This window comes from Thalassotalea sediminis, assembly GCF_030295915.1.
GTDB classification, from domain to species: Bacteria; Pseudomonadota; Gammaproteobacteria; order Enterobacterales; family Alteromonadaceae; genus Thalassotalea_C; species Thalassotalea_C sediminis.
In genome coordinates this window covers 735,409-759,903 of record NZ_AP027361.1, presented here as the reverse complement: position 1 = coordinate 759,903, position 24,495 = coordinate 735,409, and the positions used below count along the sequence as shown (strand labels likewise).

Here is a 24,495-nt window from a genome sequence, read left to right as displayed (position 1 = left end):
AACTACAAGTTATTTGTGGTTAACGTGCCATAAGCAAAATCATTACATTTTTCATCAGAAGGATCCGCTATGAACCAACTTATTCTCTCGTTTGTTAGCCCTGACCGCCCTGGGCTTGTTGATACATTATCTGACATCGTTCATCAACATCATGGTAATTGGCAAACCAGCAGTTTACATCACTTATCTGGATTTTTTGCTGGTGTCGTCGAAATAGCGGTGACTGAAGAGCAAACCCAATCTTTAATAGATAAAATACAAAGTATCCCTAATGTTAAATGTATTATAGAGCAAACAGCACAACACGCAGGAACACGTGCAAGCCTTGTGCTAGAACTAACAGCTAATGATCGTTCAGGTATCGTACGAGATATATCTTCTGTTATCCACCAACAAGGAGGTAACTTATTGAAACTCGTTAGTGCCCATGAAGGTGCAGCACACTCTGGTGTAGAGTTGTTTAAAGCAAAGGCAAGCATCGACGTTGCGGAAAGCAATATTGACGACCTAATTACGGCATTAGAAGCGACCGCTGATGACCTTATGGTCGATATCTCCCGATAATTCAATTTTATGACAGAAATAAGTCTATTTTCGTATTTCTGTCATAATTCCTAGCTATACTCTTAATTATGCTCCCCAAAATATTGCATTAAATGATTGATAAAGAGTTGTTTTTCGATAAAGAGTTAAGTTGGTTATCTTTTAACGAGCGTGTTTTACAAGAAGCTGGTGATGAAAATGTGCCATTAATTGAACGCATTCGCTTTCTTGCAATTTATTCAGCCAACCTTGATGAGTTCTTTCGCGTACGCGTGGCAAAATTAAGACGTAAATTGCTTCTTGAACGAGCAACCAATGAAGGAGATAAAAACTCGCCACAATATTTATATTTGAGTCAATTGTTGAGCGAAATCAATCATTCTGTTAGTCAACTTACAGACACCTTTCGCAGTTATGCTCAGCAAGCCTTTGCTCAATTAAAACAGCATAATATCGAACTGCTTTTCAACGATGAACACTCACATGTTTTTAACCGTGACTTAAGTGCGGAAGAAAAATCTTTTATAACAACCTATTACAATAATCATATTGTTCGCTATATTACCCCTATTTTCATCACTTCTAATACCCAACTTGTTAATTGCTTAGATGACGATGGTATTTATTTTCTCGTTGCGTTAAAACAATCAGATGAAATGCAGTATGCACTAATAGAGATACCACGTTCTGAAGTTGATCGCTTTATTATTCTTCCGAAAGAAAAAAACAAGCAATTACGCAGAATTGTAATGCTAGATGATGTTGTACATTATTTTATTGGTGAAGTATTTGAAGATATTATTGAATACACCGAATTAGAAGCGTATTCATTAAAACTGACGCGTGATGCTGAATATGACTTAAACGATGAACTTGATCAAAGTTTACTCGATAAAATGTCAAAAGGCTTAAAGCAACGTTTAACCGCTGAGCCTGTGCGTTTAGGTTATGACAAAAACATGCCAGATCACATGTTGAAGTTCTTAAGAAAAGCATTAAAAATAAAAGATATCAACGATTTAATTCCTGGTGTAAGGTATCGCCATTATAAAGACTTTATTGGTTTTCCTAACCTTGGTGGGCCAGAGCTTGAAAACCCAGAATTACCGGCACTCGACGCAACTCGTTTAGTACATAAAAGCTTGTCTTTCAAAGCTATCCGCGACCAAGATATTTTAGTGTATTACCCCTACTACAAATTTCGTCACTTCACAGAATTTGTCAGGCAAGCATCGTATGATCCACTAGTAAAAACAATAAAAATTAATATTTACCGTGTAGCTAAAAAATCCGAAATCATTCATTCACTCATGGAAGCCGTAAAAAATGGCAAACACGTTACGGTTGTTGTTGAACTTAGAGCTAGGTTTGATGAGCAAACTAATATAACGTGGGCACATCGAATGAAAGATGCAGGCATTAAGGTCGAATTTGGCATCGATACACTAAAAATTCACTCAAAGTTATGTTTAGTGACTCGACTAGAAAATGACAAACTAGTACGCTACGCGCATATTGGTACCGGTAATTTCCATGAAAAAAATGCTCGTATATATACAGACTTTTCATTATTTACGCATCATCGAGAGATCACACAAGAAGTCGATAATGTTTTTTCGTTTATCGCCCATAGTTACAAACGCTTTCGTTTCAATCATCTCATCGTTTCTCCACTAACATCACGTCGACGTTTATATCAACTAATTGATAATGAAATAGAATTTGCCAACAATAATAAAAAAGCGAGAATTACGCTTAAAGTTAATAACTTAGTTGATACAGGGTTGATCAATAAGCTTTATGCTGCAAGTAATGCTGGGGTAAAAATTGATATTATTGTTCGTGGTATGTGTTCACTAATTCCAGGAAAGAAAGGCATGAGCGAGAATATTCATGCTATTTCTATTGTCGATAGGTTTTTAGAGCACCCTCGCGTGATGATCTTTCATAACAATGGCGCTAAAAGCCTATACATTAGTTCTGCAGATTGGATGGAGCGCAACATTGATCAACGTGTTGAAGTCGCCTGTCCAATTTATGACCCAGTATTAAAAAAACGTATTATCGATATTATTAATATTCAGCTAAAAGATAACCAAAAAGCACGACTCATTAACGAGCATCAAGATAACTGTTACGTAAAACAAGGTAGAAAAAAACCAATAAGGTCACAAATTCTTATCTATCATTATTTGGCTGAACAAGAAAATAATGACAAAATGAAACTGATACAGTCAGAAAATTAACAACACAATGATAACGCCTGAAGATGAAAAAAATGCTGAGTATCTTGCTGCTTTGGATATTGGTTCTAACAGTTTTCATTTTGTCTTAGCACGGCACATTGATCAGAATATTCAAATTTTGCACGCTGAGAAATATCGTGTGCAACTTGCCCAAGGTCTAGATGAACAATTAAACCTGTCCGAAGAAGCAATGGATAGAGGCCTACTTGCACTTGAAAAACTTGCCACGAGTACACGACATATTGAACAGGATAACTTTCGCGCCGTCGCTACATATACACTAAGGCAAGCCAAAAATGCAGATCAGTTTCTTAAGGCTGCATCGAAAGTGTTTCCATTTACCATAGAAATCATTTCTGGTCATGAAGAAGCAAGATTAATATACCAAGGTGTTGCCCATCACAGACAAACAAATGAGCAACAGCTCATTATTGATATTGGTGGTGGCAGTACCGAATGTATTATTGGCCAAGCACACCAAATAAAAAAACTTGATAGTTTAAATTTAGGATGTGTCAGCTACCAACAAGCATTTTTTGCGGATGGAGTCATTACTGAACGCGCATTTAATAACGCGATTCAAAGTGCTAGCCATCAAGTAGACAGTATCGTAAAGCGATTTAAAAAAACCGGCTGGCAGCATGCACTAGGTACTTCAGGTACTATTAAAGCGATCACCAAAATCATTAATGCAGAAAATGAATTCAATCAGCCGATTAGCCTATCTGAGGTTGAGCAGCTACAAAAACGATTACTAACGTTTAAGCACGTTGCTGACATCGATTTACCAACACTCAAAGAAAGTCGTAGAAATGTCATTTGCTCTGGTGTTGCTGTATTGATCGCAATAATGCGTTGTTTGGAGATAAAAGAGCTAGGGTTTTGTCAGTACGCTTTGCGTGAAGGGGTACTGTTCGAGCAACTCGATAACTTGCAACACAACAATGTAAGGCAACGCACGGTAGAAAGCTTTATTACGCGTTTTAATATCGATACCCAACAAGCTGAAAACGTAAGATCACAAGCGTTACACTTATACCAGCATGTTGCTGAACCTTGGCAAGTGAATAAACCCATTTACCACGAACTGCTAAAATTTGCGGCAGTGCTACATGAATTGGGTATAGATATAAACACTTCAGGTTATCATAAGCATGGAAAATACATTATAGAACAAGCTGATATGGCTGGCTTCAATCAAGAACAGCAATTTGCGCTAGCTTGGCTAGTTGGTAATCAGCGTAAAAAGATTACCCCGCTTAACCTTGATGATGGCTATATGTTAGATCATCAAGCATTACATAAACTTTGCGCACTATTACGCTTTAGCGTGTTACTGAATCAACAACGACATTCAGAAGAGGAGCAACAGTTATCAATTACAGCAAAAGACAATGTACTTGAAGCCACAATAGACAAACGCTGGTTAATCGAACGCCCTATTATCAGTACAGAGTTATTTTACGAACAACAAGCTTTATCAGCAGTCAATATTACGCTGATCATTAAGACATCACCTTAATTACAAAAGCACATCATTTTAATGTTCATATTTTTAAGACTGTTTTTTCTCAAAAAAGCCCGCAACCGCGGGCTTTTTTGAGAAAAACTTATCGTTATAATAAACCAAGTTTTTTGTATTCTTTCTCAACTACTGCTGCAGGTAATGGAATATATCCATCTTTTTCAACAATTTTTTGACCTGTTTTTGATAAAATCATTTTCAAAAATTCAGCATCCATAGGCGCTAAAGGTTTGTTTGGGTGTTTATTAACATACACATATAAAAAGCGAGATAATGGGTACTTCTTATTAATCGCATTTTCCATCGTCGCTTCTACAAAGTTATCACCTTTCTTTGCCAGTGGTAATGCGCGTACGCCTGATGTTTTATAACCAATACCAGAATAACCAATACCATTTAATGAAGCAGATACCGACTGAACAACTGATGCAGAACCAGGTTGTTCATTAACACTGTTCTTAAAATCACCCTTACAAAGTGCTTTCTTCTTAAAGTACCCATATGTGCCTGATACTGAATTGCGACCATATAATTGGATATCTTTACCCGTCCAATCACCTGTTAACCCTAGGTCACCCCAACGATCTGCATCAGTTAACGCACCACATTTACGGTTGCTTGAAAAAATCGCATCTACTTGATCAATGCGTAATCCCTTAATAGGGTTATCTTTATGTACAAATACCGCCAACGCATCTATGGCAACACGAACAGCTACAGGCTTATAACTATAACGTTTTTCGAAAGCCTCAATCTCGCGAGACTTCATTTTTCGACTCATTGGGCCTAAATTTGACGTTCCTTCCGTTAAAGCAGGGGGTGCAGTAGAAGAACCAGCAGCTTGAATTTGAACGTTAACGTTTGGGTAAGTACGTTTAAACTCTTCCGCCCAAAATGTCATCATGTTTGCTAGAGTATCTGAACCTACAGAAGACAGATTACCTGAAATACCACTAACCTTATTATATTCCGGTAAGTCTTTATCAATTGCAGCGGCTGAAAAGCTCACTAAACTTGCAAGACTAATAGCGCTTAAAGCACGTTTAAAATTCATATTTTTCTCCAATGAGAGTATTTACGTATCGAATAATTGTGAACACTATATAAAGCTAATATGACAATTATATTTAAGGTATGTGACACTTATATGACAACATTCAAATATTTGTCATAAAAACGACATGATAAAAGTCATACTTATTTCGCATGAAGTTATATCAATAATTTTATTGTTGTAGGTTAACTTGATGAACGTTTCGTTAATTATCTATGAAGCGAATGCATTTGGGTTCAAAGTAGATAATAAACTCGCTACCTTTACCCCACTGACTATTAATGGCTAATTCTGCATGATGATGATTAAGCACATGTTTTACAATCGCTAATCCTAAACCTGACCCACCAGTGTTTCGTGAACGTGATTTATCGACACGAAAAAAACGTTCCGTTATTCGATTTACATGCTCAGGGCGAATACCTGGTCCATCATCTTTTACAGAAAACTTCGCTTTATTGCCTTCTTTACCCCAAGAAACATGGATATTTCCTCCGGCAGGTGTATAGGCTATTGCATTAGAAATTAAATTTGAACAAGCGCTCTTAAGTTCATTGTCTATTCCTTCGATGGCAAGCGCGTTATCTATTTCACTTGTTAGAATGTGCGACTTCTCTTGATTTAACCATTTAGCATCTTCGATTAGCGCACTAATCAATTTTGGCATGTCTACAAGTTGTTTTTCTTCTTCCTCAGTGCTGACTTCAACACGAGATAAGATCAGTAATTGCTCGACGAGTCTATCCATCCTTGACACTTGTGTTTCCATGGTTGAAAACGCCTTCTGCCAATAAGGGTCTAAGCTGCTTTCAGTCATCTGCACCATTTCGACATAACCACGCATTACCGTCAAAGGTGTTTTAAGCTCATGTGACACATTTGCGACAAAGTCTCGACGCATTTCCTCTAAACGATGAATTTTACTAATATCTCGAGCAAGAAATAGCACTTGATCTGCACCATACGCGATTAACCTCAACTCGATCATTAATTCTGTGTTTATAGGCGAAGGTATATGGCAAGGAAGTTCAAAGTTACCCTCTTCAATATATCGAGCAAATTCTGGAAAGCGAATAAGGTTATCAATGCGTTGGCCAACATCGCCGGGCCAGCGAACACCCAAGATGCGTTGCGCTTTTTTATTTCCCCATTGAATAGTTAAATCTGACGATAATACAAGCGCGGCATCAGGTAACGCTTCTGCACCATCCCTAAATTGACGCACTTTATCGTTTAGTCTTTTTTGTTTGAGCCTATGCTTACGTATAATACGATATAAACCATCATAGATCCGCCCCCACAAGCCGTTTGCCGTTGGCGGAGATAAACTTTTACTTACCCAAAGCCACGTCATTAACTTAACTAAATGGTGGTAATGCCAAACTAACAAGGCAATTGCCGTAAAAGCAACAACCATAAATGCCACGCCGAAAAGCAGACCTAGCAAGTAGCTAATAGCTAAAGCAATAAAAAGGCGAGCGAAAATCGCTTTAGCTGATAGACTAGAATACATATATATTAATTAAACACTCAATTTTATTTTACCTGAGAATCGATACCCTGATCCTCGTACTGTCTGAATAAAGTCTTCATGTCCTGCACCTGCAATCGCTTTTCTTAAGCGTCTAATGTGAACATCTACAGTTCTATCTTCAACGTATACGTTAGTACCCCATACGTTATCTAATAGCTGCTCTCGACTATAAACACGTTCTGTGTGTGTCATAAAGAAATGCAATAAGCGAAATTCAGTAGGACCTAAATCTATATTTTTGTCATTAATCGACACGCGATGAGCAACTGGATCAAGTTTCATACCATGAAATTCAATCGCTTCTTCTAGTGCTGTAGGAGCAACACGACGAATAACGGCTTTAATACGTGCAATTAGTTCTTTAGGTGAGAATGGCTTAGTAACATAATCATCAACACCAACATCAAAGCCTTTAACTTTGTCTTCTTCATCCGCGCGAGCGGTTAACATAATAATTGGTATTGTGCGTGTATATTCATTCTGCTTAAGCGTCTTGGCTAATTTAACGCCAGAGCCACCAGGCAGCATCCAATCTAATAATATTAAATCTGGATAAGGCTCAACAATTTTTTCTTTTGCTTGGTCAAAGTCTTCTGCTTCAATGGCATTAAAGCCATTTTGTTCCAACACGAAAGTAATCATTTCCCTGATTGGTGCTTCGTCTTCAACGACCAAAATTTGTCTGTTCATGTATTCAACTTCCCATTAGGCATGTGACAATATCTAATGAACATTGTGATAAGTTTTTATGACAATTATATGACAACTTTAAAATTTTAACTCATCATTGCTTAAGATATTATTGAACACAAGAAAAAAGCGACAATACAGCCGCTTTTTATACCTATATTTAACAACATCAGGTAATTAGAATTTATATTCTAAGCCAAGACCTGCGTAATCTTCGTCAGCGCCACTATCCATATCGAACGAGGTAAAGAAACCAAATACTTTGGTATTCTTCGCTAATTTATAATCGGCGCCTAATGTTATACCTGATTTGTCATCACCACCATCAAATTCAGCGGTTTGAAATTGCGCTTTTAACGCCCAATTATCAATACTGTATTTACCTGACAACATTAAGCCATCCATTTCCTGACCTGAGTTAATGCTTTCTTGTGATTGTGCTATAGCGCCTAAAGTAAAAGCACCCAGTTTAGTCGATACAACAGCACGTGTTACGTCATAACCGGCAACTTCTGAATCAAAAGCAATCGCCGCGTAAACGTTTGATTTTTTAAGGGCTTTATCGCCATACATTAGCGCGATAGAGGTAGCGTCTTCGCCGTCAACACTGTCTTCAACAACATAAGTCAAACCGAGCTGAAAACCACTAAACGATTTCGTTTTATAAGTAATGCTATCGGCCACACGGTTTTCACCTTTCCATAACGATTTAATATCACCGTTTAAATCACTAAATAAATCTACTTTGCCTTGCGATTGCTTTAAAATGGTATCGTTTTTACCAAATAACACTTCACCAAAATTTCCTTTTAGTCCGATATATTGGTTTCTATCAGTAATACTATCCCCTTTTGGACTATCACCATCTAAATCGACTTGAAATTCAGCTTTAAAAACGACACTTAACTCATCAGTTAGTGCTTGCCCACCTTTAAAGCCAATACGTGAAGCGTTACTTTTAATTTCTGTAAATGAACCTTCGCCTTCATCTGAAGATTGCGCAGTAACATTTGCCTTGCCATAAATATCAATATCACCAGCAAAGCTTGGCGCAGATAACATAGCAACAGCAAGAGTAGTATAAGAAAGTTTCATGTGATTACCCTTTCAAAGTAAGTAATAAGTAATTTGCCGCACATTGTGCCCGCCTTAGATGACACTTTTGTGACAATATGTATTTTTTTTTACAATAAAATGAATTTTTCAGGTCATTTTAATGTAAGTTTTATTTCACTTTTTTTACAACAAAGCTCGACTCATTATCAAAAACTATAGCCTATCTCCCCGAAAAATAAGATAAATAACAATTTATTTTTCTTTTTTTATCAGAAAAACCTTTAATCAAACGGCAAAATAGCTACAATCAAATGAAGTATTGATAACGCAGTTGAAATAATGAAAATAACGAGTATTTCTCGCAAATTGCTGACTAGAGTTTTATCTTTCTACTTTGTCTTAACTTTTTTAGTGACTTGCGTGCAAATTGGCGCGGAATACATCAATACCAAAAAACACATCAATGACGAACTACAAACGTTAGAAAAAACGTTTTCAAGCAGCTTAACGCGTGCTGTGTGGGAGCTAAATACACAACAAGCCATTGATATTGCAGAAGGCCTTGTTGCAATTCCCATGATTAAAGGCATTAAAGTAACCGATGAAAATAATAAGGTCATCACGCAATTAGGTGTTAATGCTAAATTGCCAAAAGACCAAGAGCAAAATAAGCGCTACTTTAATATCAACGCATTTTCTGATGGTTTGTTCGGCCATTCATTCCCACTTATCTTTGAATTTTCTGGACGCACAACAAAAGTGGGTTCCGTAACCTTACTATCAAGTAATCAGGTTATCTTCAATCGTATTGAAGTTGGTATTTACTTTCTTATTGGTAACGCTATGGTGAAAACGGCAGCGTTAATGTTCTTGTTTTCTATTGCTTTTTCACAATTGCTAACCAACCCTCTTAATGAGCTTACAGAGCAAATTACTCAGTTCGATATGGATGATCCTGAAGCGTCAAAAATCCATATGGTCAATTACGAACAAAACGAATTAAGTGTCTTACAAAACGCCTACAATAATCTACTCTCAGAATTAGCCAAATACAAAGAAGAACTTGCCCTAGCGCAAAGTGAAATTATTGCCTCTAATCGAAAACTTGATGAACAAAACTTAATGCTAGAACAAGAGGTTGCAAGAAAAACGTCTTCGCTAAGTACAACAATGCTAAAAATGGAGCGTCAACAGCGTGAATTACTTGCACAGCAAGGCCAGTTGCAAGAAGAGAACAAACGAAGAAGTATCACTGAGAAAACCCTTATTGATACAAATAAAGAGTTAAAGAGTTCGATAAACGAATTAAACAAAGCACAAGATCGTTTACTCGATTCAGAGAAAATGGCGGTTCTTGGCGCCTTATCAGCAGAAGTATCACATGAAATTAACACCCCCATTGGTGTAAGTATTACTTCTACTAGCTACCTCGCCGACCTTTTATCTGAATTAAACAACGATATAGAAGAACAAAAGTTAAGTAAACGTAGCCTTGAAGAATTTACAGAAAATGCAGGTCAAAGTGTTGCGTTACTCATTAATAACCTAAATAGAGCTTCTGAATTAATAAACAGCTATAAACAAGTAGCCGTTGACCAAACGAGTGATAAGATTCGTCAGATAACCTTTGCCAAATATCTCGATGAAATCATTCAGTCACTGCACCCAAAATTAAAGAAAACCAACCATAGTATTAATGTAAATTGTCCCGAAGACCTTGAGATTTATTGCCATGCTGGTGCAATATCACAAATTTTTACTAATCTTATCATTAATTCGATTATTCATGGCTTCGACGGTATAAATAGAGGAAAAATCAACATCACCGTGCAAATGAACAATAAAGAAGTTGAAATCGTTTATCAGGACAATGGTGTAGGTTTAGAGCAAGAACAACTACCACTCATATTCGATCCTTTCTTTACCACGAAAGCAGGTAAAGGAGGCACAGGATTAGGCACTCATATCATTCATAACTTGGTTACAGATACCTTAAATGGAACGATCGATGTAGAGTCGGTTAAAAATCACGGGCTTACCTTTATCATCAAATTTACAGATATGCAGTAAGTCAATCATGACGATAAAGCTTTCAGATTAAACAAACTAAAGATTAATTAATCACGTTATTTGGTATAAGATAACGCCCTTTAAAAGAACAAAGGCGAACAGTCGCCCACGAGAGTCATTCCATGTGGTTTAAGAATTTATATTTTTTCGCTTTTACGCGCCCTTTCGAATGGTCAGAACAAGATCTGATCAAACATTTAAACGAACACTTATTTACGCCATGCGGTTCTACTGAAATGTCTCATTTCGGTTGGGTTAATGCATTAGGTAAGCATGGTGATTCAGTGGTTCACTCTGTCAATGGTAATCATTTGCTGTGCGCTCGAAAAGAAGAAAAGATCTTACCGGCTCCTGTTATTAAGGAGATGTTAGAAGAGAAAGTCGCCGTGTTAGAAAATGAGCACGGTCGCAGTGCAACCAAAAAAGAAAAAGAGCAATTCAAAGAAGATATTATTTTTGAATTATTGCCTCGTGCATTTTCTCGCGTTACAGATATGCATGGCTACATTAACGCTGAGCACAATATTATCGTGATCAACACGAGTAGCAGAAGCAAAGCAGAAGACTTCCTTGCACTTCTACGAAAAGTTTTAGGAACTCTTCCTGTAACCAGTGTTTCACCTGAAAAAGCCCCTGATGAACTTATGACAGACTGGTTAACCGAAACCAGCTTAGGTGAATCATTTGAGTTAGGTACCGAAGCAGAACTTCATGGCTTAGGAGATGATGGCGCAATTGTACGCGTTAAAAATCAAGATTTAACAAGTGAAGAAATCAAAAGCCACTTAGATGCTGAAAAGTTTGCAGTCAAGCTCGAACTTGTTTGGGACGATGCTATGTCTTGTATTCTATGTGATGACTTTGCGATTAAACGCCTTAAGTTTTTTGATGTACTACATGAGCAAAACGAAGATATTGATAAAGATGATGTATTAGCACGCTTAGACGCTGATTTTGCCTTAATGGCAGGTGAACTCAATCGCTTTATTGGTGACTTATTGCATGAATTTGACTGTAAAACCTCTGATTATTTAGAAAAGTAACATCAAAAATTAAAAAAGGCGCTTAGCGCCTTTTTTAATTGAACATAGATTTGACATCATGCAACAAATCTTTAAATTCATCCGAATTCATAAAGTCGATATCAGGTAAAACACCTTTATTAACATAGCTTTTTATTAACACTTCTTGCGTTGCTTCATTTTTAAAGATGCCATTATAAATTGCGCCAGCACGAATAAAATCTAAGTAACTAACTTCCGCTGGCAGCACCGTTAAGTCACTCCAATTTTGTACAATTTCAGTAAATTCTTCAGATAAATCCCATGCTCTAGTAACTTCAGCACCAACTTTACTGGAAAGTTTAATTATCGCTTGCTGTAAAAAAGTTGGGTTAGCAAAGACATCTGGATGACATTCCGCTTCTGTTAATATCGGTAACACACCAATACTATGTATCAGGGCTGCTAACGTCAGCGTATCTAATGTCAACGGTGAATGCTTATGTTCTTTTTGATAAAATGTCATCAATGTTATTGCAACAGAGGCAACGTCAATTGTTTTTGCCCACGATTTTTTTAGATAAAGAGAGACAATTTCATTTTCTGAGACAAATACTTGTTCTAACGCCATCGCAGTAGCGATGCTTTTTATTTGTCTTAACCCTATACGTGTAACGGCTTGATTTACCGTTTCAACCTTAACACCTCTACCGAGAATCGCACTATTCGCAACTTTTAACATGCCCATAGATAACGCTGGATCATGAGAAATAATATCACTCATTTGACCTAAGTTAATTTGCGGATCATCTGCTGCTTCTCTCACTTTTAAAGCAACTTCAGGCAAGGTTGGTAATACGAGTGACTTTTGTTTGATTTTTTCTACAAGTATGGTGTACAGCGCATTCTCAGTTCCCATATTCATGCCTCTTAAATAATTGTTTATCGTTATAAAAGTAGCACAGTATTTTAATGCATGTAGGGTTTAATTTTGTTTTTTCTTAATATTCTATAACGCAGCTCAAAGCCTGTGCTAAAAGCAAAAATTATATGTATACACAGATCAATTTAGTTATTTTAAGGTAGTTATAGGCGCTCTAATGCATTAATAAGCTCACACAATTTTATAACCACATTTTTAATAAGGAATTATTGAATATTGATCATCGCACGCCTATAATGCGCTCGTTTTTTACCTAAGAGTCGAATTATGTTTAAGCCAGAATTACTTTCACCTGCCGGTAGCCTTAAAAATATGCGTTATGCGTTTGCCTATGGTGCAGATGCGGTGTACGCAGGACAACCCAGATACTCACTCAGGGTAAGAAATAACGAATTTAACTTACAAACGATTAAGCAAGGCATTGACGAAGCGCACTCTTTAGGTAAAAAGTTTTACCTCGTCAATAACATAGCACCTCATAACAGCAAATTAGCGACATTCTTAAAAGACATAAAACCTATTATAGACATGAACCCAGATGCATTGATCATGTCTGATCCGGGATTAATTATGCTCGTACGTGAACACTTTCCAGACATGGCGATACATTTATCTGTCCAAGCAAATGCTGTGAACTGGGCAACCGTTAAATTTTGGCATCAACAAGGCGTGGAGCGCGTCATACTTTCCCGTGAATTATCGTTAGATGAAATAGAAGAGATTCGCATGCGTTGCCCTGAAATGGAATTAGAAGTATTTGTGCATGGCGCGCTATGTATGGCGTATTCGGGACGTTGTTTACTGTCTGGTTACATTAATAAACGTGATCCAAACCAAGGGACTTGCACCAACGCTTGTCGTTGGAAATATGATGTTCATGAAGCAAAAGAAACAGAAACTGGGGATGTGATCGCGCAACAACCTCAGATCATTGTGCCAGAGACTGAAAAGCCTATTGAAGATGTTGTACTATTGCAAGAGCAAGGTCGCCCCGGAGAGTATATGCCAGCATTTGAAGACGAGCATGGCACATACATTATGAATTCAAAAGATTTACGTGCTGTAGAGCATGTTGACCGACTTGTAAAAATGGGCGTGCATTCTTTAAAAATTGAAGGACGAACAAAATCTTTTTACTACTGTGCGCGTACCGCACAAATTTATCATCAAGCAATCTTGGACGCACTTGAAAACAAACCCTTTGATCAAACATTAAATACTAATTTAGAACATTTGGCGCATCGCGGTTACACAGAAGGTTTTTTACAACGTCACCGCCCTAGTGATACTCAAAATTATGAATATGGTTACTCCAAAAGTGACACTCAACAGTTTGTCGGTGAAGTTATCAGGAAAAATGTCGACAATGGATTACTTGAAATTGACGTAAAAAATAAATTTCTCGTCGGTGATCAATTAGAACTCATGACGCCACAAGGCAACATAAGTTTTACTTTAACGCACATGGAAAATCGCAAAGGCGAAGCTATTATTGACGCAAAGGGCTCGGGTCATAAAGTGTTTATTGCGCTTGATACAAACCTAGATTTGTCTTTTGGCATTATTATGCGTTACCTACAAGATGGTGGTACCACACGCCATCCTTTCGCACAAAACCAAGCAGGCTAAAAGATGGCGTTAATTATAGAAGATTCCTGTATTAACTGTGATATGTGTGATCCAGAATGTCCCAATAAAGCAATTACGCTAGGTGAAGAAGTCTACGAGATCGATCCAGAGAAATGCACGGAATGTGTCGGGCATTACGAAAAACCTACATGCATGTCAGTTTGTCCAATTGACTGTATCAAAAAAGATCCTCAACATATCGAAAGCGAAGCACAATTACTTGCTAAATTTCTGCGTATTCACCCTTAAGATTCGACATCCGTTGTGAATATTTAGCACTCACATGACATCATACTTTTAAAGCATTTTATCAATTAGTAAACAAATCATTTTTGAACATTACATTATCGCTAATATAGCTTAGAAGCATTCAGGGCTTTTAATCATATTTAGCCTAATAGCTAGGTTAAAAAGCTATTTGGATAACTTAAACCACTTTAATAGGTTTACATTCAGCGCATAAAGTATGAGGTAAATACCCACGGCAATTGCTCCAATGTGGCTAAAAGTATAACCTTGCTCCACATTAAAAAAGTTAAGGCCAATGCTCGCTGAGTATATAAAAAAGACACCCAAACAAAAACTTAGAAATCTGAAAAACATGATATTACCCCGTTTTAGCTTTACAGTAGGCATTTGCCCCCATTTGAAACCCCATAGAAAAGAAGCCAATAAAACCATAAAAACAAATGAGTAACATTGCTAACGTATAGAAAAAAGATGGTGCAGAGCCTAAAAATAAGGAGAATAAAGGCTCATTAACCTCACTTCTAATATGTTGTATAAAAAAGGTAATAATTATACAAATAGCGATTAAAACAATGATTATCAATGAGGGGGATTGTGTTATTGTTTTTCATAATAGACTCTAGACTACACTTAACGTAGATTTAAAATATATGTTCCGATTTATTATCCTATACAAACATGCCCCTCATCTACTTGCTTAAGTTCATTTACGTTTAATTCACGCATACTATTTAGGTGAAATAACTCGTTAAGAATACGAAAAGAAGAACAGAAGCATTATTTAGAGCATGTATTATCATAACAACGTAAATTGCTTGTATCGTCGACTTCTCTTGCCAAAATAAATACGCCAACGTCATCATATAAAATAAGAAAAATACACCGATTCCCCATAAAGGAGTCACTAGTGAATGTAAGCACGCCCAAAATATTCCACTGATAAGACCTATATACAGTTTTTTTTTTAAAAATTTTTTGAGCACTTCAATTACAGGAACCATCAGTAATGTTTCAATAAACGGTGCTAAAAATACGGTTTTTAAAGTGCTTGCCAAGGTAAACTCACCAACTAAGTATGCTTCTTGACGAACAAACAAAGACATTATTGAGATTACCCCAATGCCAACAGTAAACACTAAGATAAATATTTTTAGCGCATACAAAAATAATGATCGCTCCGTGTCTTCTAGCAAATTGAAACATTGTACTTTCAAATTGTTACCTTAATTCTAGATGTGAAATTGACTGTAAAATAGCAAGGGGCAATAAACATTGCCCCTGTGATACGTTATGGTGCTATCATCATGTCTTCATATGAGGCTTCGCCCCAATCAGCGTCTAAAGCGGCATCTATCAGCTTTCCTGCTAGATACCAACCCAAACCACTGACAAATCCACCATTTATTTCTTCAAGTTCATTTACGTTTAATTCACGCATGTTATTACACTCCATGTATCCAGCATTTTTAATAAATAACACTGGGTTGATAAATTGCTCAATTTCACGATGACAATGAGCGATTTGTATGGCTGACTTTAATTTCTCACATGAACATTCACTAAAGGCAGCCGTCTCCATTTCCTGAAAAACAGTCAATATCAAGATTGACAGGAAAATCGTTTATGCAACATGTTTACAACGCTATTTTCACACCATCAGAAAATAATAGTTAATCATTGCTTAAACGATAGGTTAAAAAGTAAGAGAGACCGCCACTATTGGCAATTGAAATACATTGTAAAAAGCTTGTATAAAGGTTGGCTAGGCATTTAGCGCAGTAAATGCCTCCGTTATCGCCAATATGGAATGTGCGGTGCAATGAGCTAGAAAATAAGAAAGCTTAATCGCTAAACACTGAAAGGATACGCGATTGCTTCGTGATGTTGGTAACCTTCAACAGTAAAGTCATCGGTAGTCACCCAAGTTTCTATATCTTCTAACGATTTAATATCAGGGTTAATTGTCAACTGTGGCGATGGAAACGGTTCGCGTTTTAATTGCACATCGCGCAGTAATTCAAGCTGATCTTCATAAATATGCGCATTAATAATTTTATGATATGCCTTACCCGGTTTATGGCCGGTAATTTGTGCCATCAATGCTAACAAGGTAAACACTTGCACTTGATTAAAATTTAAGCCTAATGGGACATCACATGAACGCTGATAACTCGTTAAATGCAATGTGTCACCTAATAATGAAAAGGTGTGTGTGTGCATACAAGGACGTAAACAACCCATGTCAAATTCACCTGGATTATAAAACGTGATAATTTCACCACGATCATCAACACCACGAGAGAGATTATCAACAACTTTCTTTAACTGATCTAACGTTGAACCATCTGGTTTTTGCCATGCTCTACCTTGCACGCCATATACACGCCCCATGTCATCCTCACCTTTGCGATGCGGATTACTCAGCCAAGCTTCATTGTCATTTGCGTTAGCATTCCAAGTATTACAGCCTATTTTTCTAAACTGTGCAGCGCTACTATAGCCACGTAAATACCCTAATAACTCTGCAATAGCTGCTTTATAAAAACTTTTTCGGGTGGTAATTAATGGAAATTGATTGCCCGCAACGTCATAAGTCAAGTCAGCATTAATTAACGTCAGACACTTTTTACCTGTACGTTCGTTCGTCACCCATTGGCCGTTATCAATAATGTTTTTACATAACGCTAAATATTGTTTCATTATTATCTTTTCACTTGCAAACACAGTTATTAAAGAAGAAAGCAGATTGTACGCTATTCTTTAGCGAAAAATCATCCTTATCGCAACAAGAATTAAAAAACCAGCAAACATTCGTTGTAAGTATCTTACTGGTAAACGCCCAGCCATTTTAACGCCATATGGCGCAAACAGAGAAGAAGTTAGGACGATACCTAATAATGCCGGTAAATAGATATACCCTAAACTCCATTTAGGCAAACCTGTTTGATCTAACCCGGTGATCACAAAGCCAATTGCCCCGAAAAACGCTACAACAAGCCCGCAAATTGTTGCCGTACCAATAGCATGTCGAATAGACACAGAATAGTAACTTAGTAAGGGTACTAAAATAGCACCGCCAGCTATGCCCATCATGCTAGAAATATAGCCGGTGCCGAAGCCAATTATTCGAACAATATTATTACCAGGCAAAGGCTTACTCTTTTGTATTCTAATAGAAAACAACATATAAGAAGCAAGAATGATTACTGCGGTAGCGAATATGTAAGTAAGAAATTCTGTTGAAAGTGAGTCTGCAACATAGGCGCCAGATATTGCGCCAAACGCTATCATCACCATAAGCTGCTTAGCAAGTGGCCAAGGAATATTACTATTTTTATGGTGAGCAAAGCTTGCAGACGTTGAGGTAAATATAATAGAGGCAAGTGACGTTGCAATCGAAATAGGCATTACCAGTTCAGTATTTACACCTAACAAAGGTAATAAATAGACAAGTGCGGGTACGATGACCAATCCACCACCTATGCCAAGTAATCCAGCAAGAAATCCAGCTAAACAGCCTATGAGCGCACAAGAAATTACTACAGTTATAAACATGCTTGATATCCAATTTCAGGAATTTAAGGCAACAAAAGAGAAAACAAAACGCGATTACATACCGGCGCGAACAAATCCACCTAAATTTAATTGCTCGAGTTGTTCATTAAGATAATCAATAACCTGCTGAGCATCAGAAAACGTTAATACTTTCGATAAAATTGCCTTCGCAGTTTTAAACTCTACATGTCTAATGACCCAAATGATCCGTGCAACATTATGAGAGTTCATACTTATTTTATCATAGCCCATTGCGAGCAATAATAAAGCACCAGCGGGCTCACTTGCTAATTCTCCACATAAACTTAATGGTATCATAAATCGATTAGATTCTTGAGCGATCATACTCAATGCTCTTAGTACCGAAGGATGATAAGAGTTATAGAGTCCAGCAACACGTGCATTATTTCTATCTACCGCTAAAAGATATTGCGTTAAATCATTGCTCCCAACAGAGAAAAAGTCGACTTTTTGCGCTAATTCTCCCAATTGAAAGATAACACTAGGTACTTCGAGCATTATACCAACTTTAGGTTTAGGCAGTACCTTATCATTTGTCATTTCTATTTCAGAAGATAACTCATAATACGCTTGGTTGATTAACCTTATCGCTTCATCAACCTCTGCAATACTCGAAATCATGGGTAACATGATTTCTAAATTACCACAATGAGCATTTGCTCTGATCATTGCTCGTACTTGCAAAAGAAATATTTCCGGATGATCTAAGGTAATCCGAATACCACGCCAACCTAAAAAGGGGTTATCTTCAACAATTGGAAAGTATGGCAGTGCTTTATCACCTCCTACATCCAAAGTTCGCATGGTAACAACTTGATTTGGAAACGCATGTAGTACTTGTTGATAAAGTGTTGTTTGCTCAACTTCAGAGGGAAAGCAATTTTTATTCATAAAGGGAATTTCAGTGCGATACAAGCCGATGCCCGCTACACCAATATTCTTTGAATTTTCAAAGCCTGAAGATAAACCCGCATTTAATAAAATTTCAATGCTTTTACCATCTGGCGTTTCTGCTGGTAATGCTTCTACTTCTTTAACTTTCGCAGTAAGTGCCGTTTCCTCTGCGATCAAATGTTCATATTCATTAATCAACGCGTCATTAGGCGCGACAAAAAGTTCACCGCTATAACCATCGATAATACACATTTCTTGATCAATTTTGCCAAGCGGTATACGGCTTATCCCCATAACAGCTGGCACTGCCAATGACCGTGCCAATATCGCCGCATGTGAATTATTAGAGCCTTGTAATGAAACAATCCCTTTCAAGCCTAAATGTTGATATTCAGCAACAAGTGCAGCAGTAACGTCTTCAGCAACCAAAATAAATGCCTCAGGTACTGCATGCGTTTTGGTATTTGACGCTTTTAAATTATATAAAACTCGATTACCAAGATCTTTTATATCACTAGCTCTTTCTCTTAAATAGTCATCATCTAGGTCCTCAAATTGCACTACATAACCATCGATGATTAATTTCAACGCACTTTCAGCCGTCCAGCCTAATGCTATTTTTTCACTGACTTCTTTACCTAAGTTTGCATTATCTAATAGCTGCTTATACATATCGAAAATATCTAAACTGCTATCTGCGATGGTATTAGCAAGCTTGGTCGTCATTTGTTCAAAATCAGCACGTGTCGCTTTTACGGCGTCAACAAAGCGTTTTTGTTCAAAAACAATATCTTCAGTTCCTTTAAGCGTAACGACACTTAAATCGATATTGGGTTGGATAACAAAAATGGGGGCCATTGCTACGCCAGCAGAGCCGGCAACACCTTTAATAGACGATACCCACTGACTATTGCCTTGTTGTTTGCCTAAAATATCTGTCGCTTCAGCATTCGCCATCGCTGTTGCGATTTGCGCTGCTAAGGTGACTAAAAATGCTTCCTCTGTTTCAGTAAAATAACGGGCTGTTTCTTGCTGAATAGAAATAACACCAAGTACTTTTCTTTGATGGATTATCGGCGTACCAAGGAAGGCATTAAGCTTATCTTCTTTGACTTCGGGTGCGTGAAGAAAGTGTGGGTGTTGACGAGCATTAGCGATATTTAAAGGCTCTTCACGTTGTGCAACTAACCCAACTAACCCTTCGCTAAAACCTAACGTAGTTTGTCCTAATGATTCTTGTGCTAAACCGTCTGTCGCCATTAAAACAAATTGCTGTTTTTGATGATCTGCTAGGTAGATTGAACAACAGTCCGTCCGCATGACCTTTTTGACTTGCGAGACGATTCTATTTAGTGCGCTGTCTAGCTCACTATCTTGGCTAAATTCCAGTACTATTTTTCGTAAACTGGTTAACATTATTTGTTATTATTTCCCTAACATTATCGAGGTAAACTAATCATTCTCAATAGCTTATTCTTTCCTGACTACAATTTCCAAGCAACTTATTTAGTACAGATAAAAAGTAACAAAGCGTAACTTGGAGCAGCGAGTATTTAAACAGCGTACAGAATAAATACTACAGTAAAAAGAAAAATAGCCCACAGGGTTTATCGTGAGCTATTTCAATACAGGTATCAATTACTGCTATCAATTGATACTACATAGTTATAACTAATTTCGACGTTTTCGGCGAGGATTTGAAAACGTTGCATTAGAAAATTCTTTCATCACTTTACGATAAACATCTCTTTTAAATGCAACCACTTGCCTTACCGGGTACCAATAACTTACCCAACGCCAATCGTCAAATTCAGGATGGTTTGAATGCTGTAAATCTACCGCAGACTCTTTCGCAGTTAGCTTAAGTAAAAACCATTTTTGTTTTTGACCAATACACACAGGCTTGCTGTCATGCCGGATCAAGCGCTTGGGTAATTTATAACGCAACCAATGTTTAGTCGTCGCCACCACTTTAACGTGTTCTGGCTTCAAACCTACTTCTTCGTGTAACTCACGATACATTGTTTGTTCTGGCGTTTCACCTTCGTCAACTCCGCCCTGCGGAAATTGCCACGAGTGCTGGCCATAACGTCGCGCCCAAAATACTTGTCCCCTGTCATTAATTATAACTATGCCGACATTGGCTCGATAGCCTTCGGCATCTATCACAGGACTTCCTACTAAATTTCACTATGTTCTGATTCTTCCACAATAAAGTTCGATGAGCAAATAGAAAAGTCGACGAATGTTAAATTTACCGTTAAGTACTTGCAGCTATCTCCCTACTTTCAGATAATGCATGATAAATAAATTATCCTTATGACTATGCACAAGCCCAGTAAACCAACAAGTGAAAAAGAGCTGCTTGCTCGAGCACAAAACCTCGCGGGCCTGACCTTAGGTGAAATAGCAACACAATTTGACATTGCTGTTCCTCGTAATTTAAAAAAAGAAAAAGGTTGGGTTGGTTTACTCTTAGAGCATGCACTTGGCGCCACTGCTGGGTCACGCCCAGAACCAGACTTTGTAGATTTAGGTATCGAATTGAAATCAATCCCTATCAACCACGCGGCAAAACCCTTAGAAACAACCTTTGTTTGCGTTGCTCCTTTAACTGGGCTCGTTGGTACTACATGGAATAATTGTCATTTAAAGCATAAACTTACTAGAGTACTTTGGGTTCCAGTCATTGCTGAACGACACATTCCTGTCGCTGAACGTATTGTCTGCACGCCTTTTTTATGGAGTCCTAATGAATATGAAGAAAGTTTAATGGCTCAAGACTGGCAAGAACTAACAGATATGATAGTGTTAGGAAACGTTGAAAATATAAACGGTAAGCATGGGCAGGTTTTGCAACTAAGACCTAAAGCAGCAAACAGTAGTGCAAAAACAAAAGCGTATAACAGTGAAGGAAAACCCTTTATGACGTTACCACGAGGTTTTTATTTGAAAACCAATTTTACGCAATATTTAATCAACCATCATTTATGTGTTGTATGAGTTAATCACTTAAAATGAATTTTATTAGAAAGTTCGAGCATTATTTATCAGCCTTGTATTTATTTACCATCATAACGCTGCTTATAACCTCTTACTTTACGTTTAAAGAAGTAATTAACAGCTATAACAAAAACCAACACCAATCAATTATCCCGCTTTTTTCGATTGTTAATACTGAAATTATCAGACCTTTAAATACCGCATATTTTATGGCAAATGACCCATTACTTATCGAATTAATTGAGCAAGATAATGTGAGTCAAGAGCGCTTACTTTCCTATCTTAAAGCAATGTCTATTCGCCATAATATTGTGACTTTTTTAGCGATAGAAAAGCACGGCATCAATATTGACTCTACCGGGGAAGTGTTATCGTTAAACAGTGATAAAGTAGAATGGTATTATAGACTTAAAGAACAAAATCATACGCAGTTTGCTGATATAGGTAATGCCGCAGATCCACATTTATTTTTTGATATAAAACTCTTTAATGCTAAAGATGAGTTTTTAGGGTTTGCAGGTGTCGCCATCGATTTAGACCACTTTGCAAAGGCCTTTGCACAATATAGCGAGCGCTTTGGCTTTGAGCTTGTATTTGCCAATGAAAAAAATGAAGTGATGCTATCTTCAAACTACTTAATGAAAACAGATAGTCACCATCGCCGAGATGAAATCGTTAATGTGAATGATCTTGATTGGTATCAGAGCATGTTAGAAAATGCTGATGAAAAGTTACTTAATTCTATTGTTGCATTTACACAGGGAGATCGTGTGGTGTCGCAAATGCCGTTGCAAGCGTTAAATTGGCGGATGTACATTATATCGCCGCCTGCATCAGAGCAACAAGAATACTGGACGCTTTTTCTAACGCGAATAGGCTTATTTTTACTGGTTGTTTTAGTCCTCTATTCCATCTTTATTGGTTTTCTCGACTTTTTTAAACATAAATTGGTCGCCAGTTCAGAAACGGATTACCTTACTCAACTGCCTAACCGCAGCTTTTTAACGTGGAAATTTGAAGAACTTGCTTGCACCTATAATGATATTTGTGTCGTGATAGCCGATATTGATTATTTTAAGCAAATCAACGATCAGTACGGGCATGTTGTAGGTGATGCAGTACTAAAAGAGATTGCGAAACAATTGGAGAATTGTTTACGCAGTGGGGACATTTGTGGTCGTTGGGGCGGTGAAGAATTCGTTATGTTATTACCTGATCTAACCAGTGAACAAGCAGTAGAAATTATTGAACGACTGCGCAAAAGTATCGCCTCCTTTTCATTCTCTCATTCAAGTATTAGCCAGCCTTTTAATATCACAGTAAGCTTTGGTATATGTCAGCAGCAATCGGAAAGTCAATCACTTGATAATTTACTTCAATATGCTGACAAAGCGCTTTATAAAGCGAAGTCGAAAGGCCGAAACCGCACCGAATACTTTAAATAACGTCTACACGCTGGCTTAAAACCTTCACTTTTCCTGTATCGATCGTCTGCCAGCTTGTATTGGCTGCTTCCAGACAGATATATTCATTTTCACCCTGCTCATGAATATCCGCCATAGTGCTAGCAATATCTTTACCTGGATTCCATAACACCCATTGATGGCAATTATTGCTGCTAACCTTGATCGTGCGTTGCCAGCCCTTATCTTCGATAATCTGTTCGCTATTGTTATGGTAGATACGATCTATAGGGCCAGCACAGTTTTTCAGTCTGTCCAATTGTTGTTTTTCACCCGTCACTTTATCGTCAAAAGGTACATCATCTAAGTGAGGGACTCTAACATTTTTGGGATCACTAACAGCAAAATAACTATGCAAAGCTTGTCCAAAAAATATTGCCTCATTTGAATGATTTTCAATACTTAATTTCTGACTTAATGACGTTGAAAAGACTAAAGTTTGTTCAACAACAAAAGCATGTTGCCAAGCACTATGCTTATTTTCGCCATTAAAGAACAGTACGATTGAAACTTCATCCGGCGTAATGTCTATCGCTTTGAGTTGCCACATGTTAGTACGAGCAAACCCATGATTACCGAGGTTATTACCATGCGTATCTAACAACGGGCCAAACCACGGCCAACAGATAGGTATTCCACCGCGAATGGCTTTGCCAGATTTGAACTCTGCCGTTTTACTTAACCACAAAACAGGCTTTTCATTTGTTGGCTGCCATGTCAAAACGTGACCACCATAAAGGCTGACGGAGGCCTTACACAATGGATGTTCGATAGTAAGAAGCTGATAGTCATTATCAACAGTCTGCTGAATAACTTTTGCATAATCTGTCGTTTTTAATATTATGTCGCCCATAGAAAATACCGCATTAAAGAATTATAAATAATAGCAATAGAACCGATTATTTCGTCCATTCAACGCTATATTAGGAAAATTAAAACAATTTACGTCGTGGTCATTAATGTTTAGATGATAAAACCTCTGTACCAAGGATTTAGCGATTCAGAAGAGGTCTAATACC

At 37.4% G+C, this 24,495-nt stretch carries 21 protein-coding genes; 9 read left to right on the top strand and 12 right to left on the bottom strand.

Annotated features, from left to right (window positions below):
- Positions 1 to 69 precede the first annotated feature (69 nt).
- The 3 genes from QUE09_RS03430 (at position 70) to QUE09_RS03420 (ending at position 4,311) form a co-directional block, all read left to right on the top strand.
- A complete protein-coding gene (locus tag QUE09_RS03430) occupies positions 70 to 564 on the top strand; it encodes a glycine cleavage system transcriptional repressor (protein WP_286234807.1) in 495 nt (164 codons plus the stop codon).
- A 92-nt stretch (positions 565 to 656) separates the two neighbouring features.
- On the top strand, positions 657 to 2,789 hold the full coding sequence (ppk1, locus tag QUE09_RS03425; RefSeq protein ID WP_286234806.1) for a polyphosphate kinase 1: 2,133 nt from the start codon (positions 657 to 659) through the stop codon (positions 2,787 to 2,789).
- 7 nt (positions 2,790 to 2,796) lie between these two features.
- A complete protein-coding gene (locus tag QUE09_RS03420; RefSeq protein ID WP_286234805.1) occupies positions 2,797 to 4,311 on the top strand; it encodes a Ppx/GppA phosphatase family protein in 1,515 nt (504 codons plus the stop codon).
- A gap of 94 nt (positions 4,312 to 4,405) precedes the next feature.
- Here the strand turns inward: QUE09_RS03420 and QUE09_RS03415 are convergent, their stop codons facing one another.
- The 4 genes from QUE09_RS03415 to QUE09_RS03400 all read right to left on the bottom strand — a co-directional run bounded on the left by QUE09_RS03415 (position 4,406) and on the right by QUE09_RS03400 (position 8,687).
- Entirely contained in the window at positions 4,406 to 5,368 is a 963-nt protein-coding gene (locus tag QUE09_RS03415; RefSeq protein WP_286234804.1) for a PstS family phosphate ABC transporter substrate-binding protein, read from the bottom strand.
- Between the two features lie 205 nt (positions 5,369 to 5,573).
- Positions 5,574 to 6,881, bottom strand: coding sequence for a phosphate regulon sensor histidine kinase PhoR (phoR, locus tag QUE09_RS03410; protein ID WP_286234803.1), 1,308 nt, complete (start codon positions 6,879 to 6,881; stop codon positions 5,574 to 5,576).
- Positions 6,882 to 6,890: 9 nt separating this feature from the next.
- Entirely contained in the window at positions 6,891 to 7,592 is a 702-nt protein-coding gene (gene phoB / locus QUE09_RS03405) for a phosphate regulon transcriptional regulator PhoB (RefSeq protein WP_286234802.1), read from the bottom strand.
- A 177-nt stretch (positions 7,593 to 7,769) separates the two neighbouring features.
- A complete protein-coding gene (locus tag QUE09_RS03400; RefSeq protein WP_286234801.1) occupies positions 7,770 to 8,687 on the bottom strand; it encodes a porin in 918 nt (305 codons plus the stop codon).
- Between the two features lie 300 nt (positions 8,688 to 8,987).
- Here QUE09_RS03400 and QUE09_RS03395 point away from each other — a divergent pair, with 300 nt between their 5' ends.
- Both QUE09_RS03395 and rdgC read left to right on the top strand, forming a co-directional pair.
- Positions 8,988 to 10,718, top strand: a complete 1,731-nt coding sequence (locus QUE09_RS03395) for a sensor histidine kinase (protein WP_286234800.1) — start codon at positions 8,988 to 8,990, stop codon at positions 10,716 to 10,718.
- A gap of 122 nt (positions 10,719 to 10,840) precedes the next feature.
- Complete coding sequence (gene rdgC, locus QUE09_RS03390; RefSeq protein ID WP_286234799.1) at positions 10,841 to 11,761, top strand: recombination-associated protein RdgC; 921 nt, start codon at positions 10,841 to 10,843, stop codon at positions 11,759 to 11,761.
- 34 nt (positions 11,762 to 11,795) lie between these two features.
- On the opposite strand, the gene QUE09_RS03385 is transcribed toward rdgC, so the two are convergent.
- Positions 11,796 to 12,638, bottom strand: coding sequence for an HDOD domain-containing protein (locus QUE09_RS03385; RefSeq protein ID WP_286234798.1), 843 nt, complete (start codon positions 12,636 to 12,638; stop codon positions 11,796 to 11,798).
- Positions 12,639 to 12,929: 291 nt separating this feature from the next.
- On the opposite strand from QUE09_RS03385, the gene trhP reads away from it, so the two are divergent.
- Both trhP and QUE09_RS03375 read left to right on the top strand, forming a co-directional pair.
- The gene (gene trhP, locus QUE09_RS03380; protein WP_286234797.1) at positions 12,930 to 14,291 is read left to right on the top strand and encodes a prephenate-dependent tRNA uridine(34) hydroxylase TrhP; all 1,362 of its coding nucleotides are present in this window, start codon (positions 12,930 to 12,932) and stop codon (positions 14,289 to 14,291) included.
- A 3-nt stretch (positions 14,292 to 14,294) separates the two neighbouring features.
- Positions 14,295 to 14,540, top strand: coding sequence for a YfhL family 4Fe-4S dicluster ferredoxin (locus QUE09_RS03375; protein WP_286234796.1), 246 nt, complete (start codon positions 14,295 to 14,297; stop codon positions 14,538 to 14,540).
- Positions 14,541 to 15,271: 731 nt separating this feature from the next.
- On the opposite strand, the gene QUE09_RS03370 is transcribed toward QUE09_RS03375, so the two are convergent.
- From QUE09_RS03370 to rppH, 6 genes are all read right to left on the bottom strand, one after another.
- Positions 15,272 to 15,754 carry a CPBP family glutamic-type intramembrane protease gene (locus tag QUE09_RS03370; RefSeq protein WP_286234795.1) on the bottom strand — a complete coding sequence of 161 codons (483 nt, stop codon included), beginning with the start codon at positions 15,752 to 15,754 and terminating at the stop codon, positions 15,272 to 15,274.
- Positions 15,755 to 15,828: 74 nt separating this feature from the next.
- Complete coding sequence (locus QUE09_RS03365; protein ID WP_286234794.1) at positions 15,829 to 15,978, bottom strand: hypothetical protein; 150 nt, start codon at positions 15,976 to 15,978, stop codon at positions 15,829 to 15,831.
- A gap of 410 nt (positions 15,979 to 16,388) precedes the next feature.
- Entirely contained in the window at positions 16,389 to 17,240 is an 852-nt protein-coding gene (locus QUE09_RS03360) for a thymidylate synthase (RefSeq protein WP_286234792.1), read from the bottom strand.
- 60 nt (positions 17,241 to 17,300) lie between these two features.
- Positions 17,301 to 18,095: a sulfite exporter TauE/SafE family protein gene (locus tag QUE09_RS03355; RefSeq protein WP_286234791.1), complete on the bottom strand. Its 795-nt coding sequence runs from the start codon at positions 18,093 to 18,095 to the stop codon at positions 17,301 to 17,303.
- Between the two features lie 54 nt (positions 18,096 to 18,149).
- Positions 18,150 to 20,426, bottom strand: a complete 2,277-nt coding sequence (gene ptsP / locus QUE09_RS03350) for a phosphoenolpyruvate--protein phosphotransferase (protein WP_286234790.1) — start codon at positions 20,424 to 20,426, stop codon at positions 18,150 to 18,152.
- A 255-nt stretch (positions 20,427 to 20,681) separates the two neighbouring features.
- Positions 20,682 to 21,179 carry an RNA pyrophosphohydrolase gene (rppH, locus tag QUE09_RS03345; RefSeq protein ID WP_286234789.1) on the bottom strand — a complete coding sequence of 166 codons (498 nt, stop codon included), beginning with the start codon at positions 21,177 to 21,179 and terminating at the stop codon, positions 20,682 to 20,684.
- Positions 21,180 to 21,335: 156 nt separating this feature from the next.
- Here rppH and mutH point away from each other — a divergent pair, with 156 nt between their 5' ends.
- Both mutH and QUE09_RS03335 read left to right on the top strand, forming a co-directional pair.
- Entirely contained in the window at positions 21,336 to 22,013 is a 678-nt protein-coding gene (gene mutH / locus QUE09_RS03340) for a DNA mismatch repair endonuclease MutH (protein WP_286235875.1), read from the top strand.
- 14 nt (positions 22,014 to 22,027) lie between these two features.
- The gene (locus tag QUE09_RS03335; protein WP_286234788.1) at positions 22,028 to 23,458 is read left to right on the top strand and encodes a GGDEF domain-containing protein; all 1,431 of its coding nucleotides are present in this window, start codon (positions 22,028 to 22,030) and stop codon (positions 23,456 to 23,458) included.
- Here the strand turns inward: QUE09_RS03335 and QUE09_RS03330 are convergent.
- Positions 23,451 to 24,329 (bottom strand): D-hexose-6-phosphate mutarotase, encoded by an 879-nt coding sequence (locus QUE09_RS03330; RefSeq protein WP_286234787.1) that lies wholly within the window; start codon positions 24,327 to 24,329, stop codon positions 23,451 to 23,453. The two genes, QUE09_RS03335 and QUE09_RS03330, sit on opposite strands and share 8 nt — an antisense overlap.
- Between the last annotated feature and the right edge of the window lie 166 nt (positions 24,330 to 24,495).